This window comes from Pseudomonas sp. NBRC 111143, from assembly GCF_001320965.1.
GTDB classification, from domain to species: Bacteria; Pseudomonadota; Gammaproteobacteria; order Pseudomonadales; family Pseudomonadaceae; genus Aquipseudomonas; species Aquipseudomonas machongensis.
Genome location: NZ_BCBT01000037.1, coordinates 55,364 through 61,363 on the forward strand (window position 1 = coordinate 55,364; position 6,000 = coordinate 61,363).

At 61.4% G+C, this 6,000-nt stretch carries 9 protein-coding genes; 6 read left to right on the forward strand and 3 right to left on the reverse strand.

The annotated features are described in order from the left end of the window. Window positions 1-48: 48 nt before the first annotated feature. The 3 genes from APH44_RS19240 (at window position 49) to APH44_RS19250 (ending at window position 1,683) form a co-directional block, all read left to right on the forward strand. A complete protein-coding gene (locus APH44_RS19240; protein ID WP_054894065.1) occupies window positions 49-537 on the forward strand; it encodes a TIGR00645 family protein in 489 nt (162 codons plus the stop codon). A 136-nt stretch (window positions 538-673) separates the two neighbouring features. Next, window positions 674-979: a DUF6482 family protein gene (locus APH44_RS19245; RefSeq protein ID WP_054894066.1), complete on the forward strand. Its 306-nt coding sequence runs from the start codon at window positions 674-676 to the stop codon at window positions 977-979. An 86-nt stretch (window positions 980-1,065) separates the two neighbouring features. Next, complete coding sequence (locus tag APH44_RS19250; protein WP_054894067.1) at window positions 1,066-1,683, forward strand: FKBP-type peptidyl-prolyl cis-trans isomerase; 618 nt, start codon at window positions 1,066-1,068, stop codon at window positions 1,681-1,683. 117 nt (window positions 1,684-1,800) lie between these two features. On the opposite strand, the gene APH44_RS19255 is transcribed toward APH44_RS19250, so the two are convergent. From APH44_RS19255 to APH44_RS19265, 3 genes are all read right to left on the reverse strand, one after another. Then, window positions 1,801-2,046: a hypothetical protein gene (locus APH44_RS19255; protein ID WP_054894068.1), complete on the reverse strand. Its 246-nt coding sequence runs from the start codon at window positions 2,044-2,046 to the stop codon at window positions 1,801-1,803. A gap of 146 nt (window positions 2,047-2,192) precedes the next feature. Next, complete coding sequence (locus APH44_RS19260; RefSeq protein ID WP_054894069.1) at window positions 2,193-2,534, reverse strand: zinc ribbon domain-containing protein YjdM; 342 nt, start codon at window positions 2,532-2,534, stop codon at window positions 2,193-2,195. A gap of 173 nt (window positions 2,535-2,707) precedes the next feature. Beyond that, complete coding sequence (locus APH44_RS19265) at window positions 2,708-3,676, reverse strand: polyprenyl synthetase family protein (protein WP_054894070.1); 969 nt, start codon at window positions 3,674-3,676, stop codon at window positions 2,708-2,710. Window positions 3,677-3,920: 244 nt separating this feature from the next. Between APH44_RS19265 and rplU the strand changes: the two genes are divergently transcribed. The 3 genes from rplU to cgtA all read left to right on the forward strand — a co-directional run bounded on the left by rplU (window position 3,921) and on the right by cgtA (window position 5,942). After that, a complete protein-coding gene (gene rplU / locus APH44_RS19270) occupies window positions 3,921-4,235 on the forward strand; it encodes a 50S ribosomal protein L21 (RefSeq protein WP_003247466.1) in 315 nt (104 codons plus the stop codon). A 38-nt stretch (window positions 4,236-4,273) separates the two neighbouring features. Further along, window positions 4,274-4,531, forward strand: coding sequence for a 50S ribosomal protein L27 (gene rpmA / locus APH44_RS19275; RefSeq protein ID WP_029614211.1), 258 nt, complete (start codon window positions 4,274-4,276; stop codon window positions 4,529-4,531). Between the two features lie 187 nt (window positions 4,532-4,718). Continuing rightward, window positions 4,719-5,942, forward strand: a complete 1,224-nt coding sequence (gene cgtA / locus APH44_RS19280; RefSeq protein WP_054894071.1) for an Obg family GTPase CgtA — start codon at window positions 4,719-4,721, stop codon at window positions 5,940-5,942. Window positions 5,943-6,000 lie beyond the last annotated feature (58 nt).

Consider the following 6,000-nt stretch of genomic DNA (forward strand, 5'->3'; position numbering starts at 1 on the left):
CTATACTCGCGCACGCTTTTCCAGTCATCTCATGAGTCCCTATCCTCCATGGAACGTATTCTCGAAAACGCGATGTATGCCTCTCGCTGGCTGCTCGCACCCATCTATTTCGGCCTGTCGCTGGGCTTGCTGGCGCTGGCGCTGAAGTTCTTCCAGGAAGTGGTTCACGTCCTGCCCAACGTCTTCGCGCTGAGCGAAGCGGACCTGATCCTGGTGATCCTGTCGCTGATCGACATGTCGCTGGTCGGCGGCCTGCTGGTGATGGTGATGATCTCCGGCTACGAGAACTTCGTCTCGCAACTGGACATCGACGAGAGCAAGGAAAAGCTCAACTGGCTGGGCAAGATGGACTCTTCTTCGCTGAAGATGAAGGTTGCGGCGTCGATCGTGGCCATTTCCTCGATCCACCTGCTGCGCGTGTTCATGGATGCGCAGAACATCTCCACCGACTACCTGATGTTGTATGTGATCATCCACATGACCTTCGTGGTCTCGGCCTTCTGCATGGGCTATCTGGACAAGCTGACCAAGCATTGAGTTGGTGTTGCCCTTTTCGCGAGTTCGCCCGCGAGAAGGGCGACGTGCTTCCGGCCGACGAGTGGCCCCTTGTCTAATCCCGGCTTCTGTACAAAAAATGAGCACTCATGTGGGCTTCCCGCAGCGAGGTGCATCCATGAACCTGCATCAGCTCAATACCGAGGCCAGGGCCGGCCACGTCGATGAACTCAACCTGATCGCCATCGAAGGCGGCGATTACCTGCTCGAGGCCCGGATCAAGGGTCATGCCCATCCGTTGAACGATCCCCGTGGCGAGCGCCTGCGGGTGCACTCGGTCGAAGATGCTCGCTTGCTCCTGCAAGCCCTGCCCATGCTGTCGATGAACCTGGTGCACTGGTCGGTGCAGGATGAGATGTGCGGCATGGGCAGCCACCCGGAGGAAGACCTCAAGGTCCCGATATCCCAGCGTTCGGCCTGGTAGCTGCTTCGCGCGGCCCCAGTGTGCTAGGCTGCTTGCCCTTTTGATCAAGGGCGCGGATGCAGTGCGCCCTTAAGCGGAGCAAGCCAATGTCCGAACTCAACCTGTCCACCGACGAATCCCGCGTCAGCTACGGCATCGGCCGCCAGCTGGGCGGCCAGCTGCGAGACAACCCACCACCAGGCGTGAACCTGGAAGCGATTCTCGCTGGCCTGACCGACGCCTTCAACGGTGCCGACAGCCGTGTCAGCGAAGCCGACCTGTCTGCCAGCTTCAAGGTTATCCGCGAAGTGATGCAGGCCGAAGCTGCCGCCAAAGCCGAAGCTGCCGCCGCCGAGGGCAAGGCCTTCCTGGTCGAGAATGCCAAGCGTGACGGCATCACCACCCTGGCTTCGGGCCTGCAGTTCGAAGTGCTGACCGCTGGTAGCGGCGCCAAGCCGAGCCGCGAAGACAACGTGCGTACCCACTACCACGGCACCCTGATCGACGGCACCGTGTTCGACAGCTCCTACGAGCGCGGCCAGCCTGCCGAATTCCCGGTAGGTGGCGTGATCGCTGGCTGGACCGAAGCGCTGCAACTGATGAACGCTGGCAGCAAATGGCGCCTGTACGTGCCGAGCGAGCTGGCCTATGGCGCGCAAGGCGTTGGTAGCATCCCGCCGCACAGCGTGCTGGTGTTCGACGTCGAGCTGCTCGACGTTCTGTAAGACTGCGTTGTCTTCATCGCGGGACCAGCCCGCTCCCACATGTGCCCCGCAGGCTCTAGTGCGTAGGTGTATTGGTGGGAGCGGGCCTTGCCCGCGAAGAGGCCGGTAATGCCGGCCTCAATTCCAATCCGTTCCCCCTGGGCGCAACGCCCGCGCATAGCAGAACAGAAACAGATTCCTCACCAGTTCCTTCAGTACTCCAGGCTCACTCGAGTTCAGGCCGTTGAGGTCCAGGTCGCCCTGGTCACGCAGTTCGTCGAGCGCTTCTTCCTCGAGTACGGCACAGACTTCGCCGGTCTCGCGATGGAGGATGCGCAGGTAGGGATGGGGGCGGTCGAGCCAGGCGTCGATCAGGTAGGTCATGGCTATTCTCCTTGGAAAGCGTTCCAATGAGAATAATTCTTATTATCAAAATAGCAAGTGACTATTGGATTAATTCTGCCGAAGGGTGCAGATGATCCTGTTGCAGGATCTGTCAGGGTCACCCGAGGGCAGCCCTGCAAATAGGCTCAGACCTTGCGCACGAACTCGGACTTGAGTTTCATCGCGCCGATGCCGTCGATCTTGCAGTCGATATCGTGGTCGCCGTCGCACAGGCGGATGTTCTTGACCTTGGTGCCGACCTTGACCACCAGCGACGAGCCCTTGACCTTGAGGTCCTTGATCACGGTGACGGTGTCGCCATCCTGCAGGACGTTGCCGACCGAATCTTTTTTCACCACGTCATCGCTGGCCGTCTCGGCGTCGCCGCTGGCCGACCACTCGTGGGCGCATTCGGGGCAGATCAGTTGGGTGCCATCCTCGTAGGTGTATTCGGAGTTGCAGGCGGGGCAGGGCGGCAGAGTGCTCACTTCGGTTCCTTGGTGTACAGAGGGTTAAAGGCGCACATTGTATAAGGTTTTGCGGCGAAAATGTTTTTTGTCCGCACCAAAGCATTCGCGGGCAAGCCCGCTCGCACAGGACCCAAGTACATCAGGTCCTTTGTGGGAGCGGGCTTGCCCGCGAATGAAGACGATGCGATCTATCAGTGCGTACGCGCGACCGCAAACTCGCTCAGCTCGACCAGTGCATCACGGTATTCGCTTGCTGGCAGTACTTCCAGGCAGGCGATGGCGCGGGCGACGTAGTCGCGGGCCATCCGTGCGGTGTAGTCGAGTGCGCCGGAGGCTTCGACGGCAATGCGGATCTGCTCGAGGTCTTCCAGGCCGCCCTTCTGGATGGCCTGGCGCACCAGCGCCGCCTGCTCTGGCGTGCCTTCGCGCATGGTGTAGATCAGTGGCAGGGTGGGCTTGCCTTCGGCCAGGTCGTCGCCGACGTTCTTGCCCAGGGTTTCGGAGTCGCCCTTGTAGTCGAGCAGGTCGTCGACCAGCTGGAAGGCCACGCCCAGGTGGTCGCCGAAGGTGCGCAGGGCCTCGCGCTGTTCGTCGCTGGCGCCGGCCAGCGCCGCGGCGCTGTGGGTCGAGGCTTCGAAGAGCATGGCGGTCTTGCCGCGGATGACGTCCATGTACACCTCTTCGGTGGTGCTGGCATCACGCACGCGCGACAGCTGCAGCACTTCACCCTCGGCGATCACCCGGGTGGCCTTGGACAGGATCTGCATGACCGGCATCGAGCCCAGTTCGACCATCATTTCGAACGAGCGCGAATAGAGGAAGTCGCCGACCAGCACGCTCGGGGCGTTACCCCACAGGGCATTGGCAGTGGAGCGGCCGCGGCGCATGCCGGACATGTCGACCACATCGTCGTGCAGCAGGGTGGCGGTGTGCAGGAATTCGATGGTCGCGGCCAGCAGGCGCAGGTCGTCGCCTTGACGGCCCAGGGCCTTGCCGCACAGCAGCACCAGCAATGGGCGCAGGCGCTTGCCACCCGCGGATGTGATATAGTCGCCGATCTTCGATACCAGCGGCACGCGCGAGGTCAGCTGCTTCTTGATGATCTCGTCGACGGCGCTGAAATCGTCAGCTACCGCGCGGTAGAAGGATTGGGGTTGCATCGGCTGCTCCATTGAGGTTGCGCGGCATGCTAGGTCGCGGGTCCCGGTGTGTCAAGGCGCGCTGCCTGCACCCTCGGGGCGGCACTTGCAAGGCTTTACCGGGTTGCGTACAATCGCGCACCCTAACTTCCTGGGCAGCACCTGCCTTACGCAATTGCACCGGGCCGTTCCAGCCTTGTGCAGCCATGCCAGCCAATACTCATCATATAAAGCGCTGGGTGAGCAGGATTATCGGAGATTCAAAATGTCCTACGCAGTAATCGTTACCGGCGGCAAGCAGTACAAAGTCGCTGAAGGTGAATTCCTCAAGATCGAAAAACTGGAAGTCGCCACTGGCGAATCCGTGACTTTCGATCGCGTTCTGCTGGTCGCCAACGGTGAAGAAGTCACCATCGGTGCTCCAGTCGTTGCTGGCGCCAAAGTAGTGGCCGAAGTTGTTTCGCAAGGCCGCCACGACAAGGTTCGTATCATCAAGTTCCGTCGTCGTAAGCACCACATGAAGCGCATGGGCCACCGCCAGTGGTTCACCGAGATCAAAATCACCGGTATCCAGGCTTAATCCCCTAGGTCCCCTGAATTTATTTGGAGAATTGAACCATGGCTCACAAGAAGGCTGGTGGTAGTACTCGTAACGGTCGCGACTCAGAATCGAAACGCCTTGGCGTGAAGATGTATGGCGGCCAGGTTATCAAGCCGGGCAACATCATCGTCCGTCAGCGCGGCACCGAATTCCACGCTGGCTACGGCGTTGGCATGGGCAAGGATCACACCTTGTTCGCCAAGATCGACGGCGTGATCAAGTTCGAGAAGAAAGGCGAGTTCAACCGCCGTTACGTGAGCATCGTCGCCGCTTAATCGCGACGTCGCTCCAGAAGCCCCGTCATGCGACGGGGCTTTTTCGTTTGTGGTGAGCCTCTTGCAAAGCTGTTTGTCTGGGCTGCCGGCGTTGGTTTCTGATGATACGGGGCCGCCGCGCTCATTTTTGCAAGAGCCTCAGGGTTTTCTGGTTTTCAGCTCGTCGTCCGACGAGAGGCGGTTTTGAATGAAGTTTGTTGACGAAGTATCGATCCGGGTAAAAGCCGGTGACGGCGGTAACGGTTGCATGAGCTTCCGCCGCGAAAAATTCATCGAGAACGGTGGTCCCAACGGCGGTGACGGTGGCGACGGCGGTTCGGTGTACATGGTGGCCGACGAGAACCTCAACACCCTGGTCGACTACCGCTACACCCGCCACCACGAGGCCCAGCGCGGCCAGAATGGCGGCAGCACCGATTGCACCGGCAAGAAGGGCGAGGACCTGTTCCTGCGCGTGCCGGTCGGCACCACGGTGATCGATGCCTCTACCCAGGAAGTCATCGGCGACCTGATCACCCCGGGTCAGAAGCTGATGGTCGCCCAGGGCGGCTGGCACGGCCTGGGCAACACCCGTTTCAAGTCGAGTACCAACCGTGCGCCGCGCCAGACCACGCCTGGCAAGCCGGGCGACCAGCGCGACCTGAAGATGGAATTGAAAGTGCTGGCCGACGTCGGCCTGCTGGGCCTGCCGAACGCCGGCAAGAGCACCTTCATTCGCGCCGTCTCGGCCGCCAAGCCGAAGGTTGCCGACTACCCGTTCACCACCCTGGTGCCGAACCTGGGCGTGGTCAGCGTCGACCGCTGGAAGAGCTTCGTCATCGCCGACATTCCCGGCCTGATCGAGGGCGCCTCCGAAGGTGCTGGCCTGGGTATCCGTTTCCTCAAGCACCTGGCCCGTACCCGTGTGCTGCTGCACCTGGTCGACCTCGCGCCGCTGGACGAGAGCAGCCCGGCCGATGCCGCCGAAGTGATCATCAACGAGCTGGCGCAGTTCAGCCCGGCGCTGGTCGATCGCGAGCGCTGGCTGGTGCTGAACAAGGCCGACATGCTGATGGAAGACGAGCGCGACGAGCGTGTGAAGGAAGTCGTCGACCGCCTGAACTGGGATGGCCCGGTCTACGTGATCTCGGCCATCTCCAAGCAGGGCACCGAGAAGCTCAGCCATGACCTGATGCGCTTCCTCGAAGACCGCGCCGACCGCCTGGCCAACGACCCGGCCTACGCCGCCGAGCTCAACGAACTCGACCAGCGCATCGAAGACGAGGCCCGTGCCCAGCTTCAGGCCCTGGACGACGCTCGTACCCTGCGCCGTACCGGCGTCAAGAGCGTCCACGACATCGGCGACGATGACGACTGGGATGACTTCGAGGACGACGAGGACGGCCCGGAAATCATTTACGTGCGCGACTGACCGGTTGCAGTACACTGAACGCCGCTCTTCGAGGCAGTGTGCCGTGATCAGGCTTGGG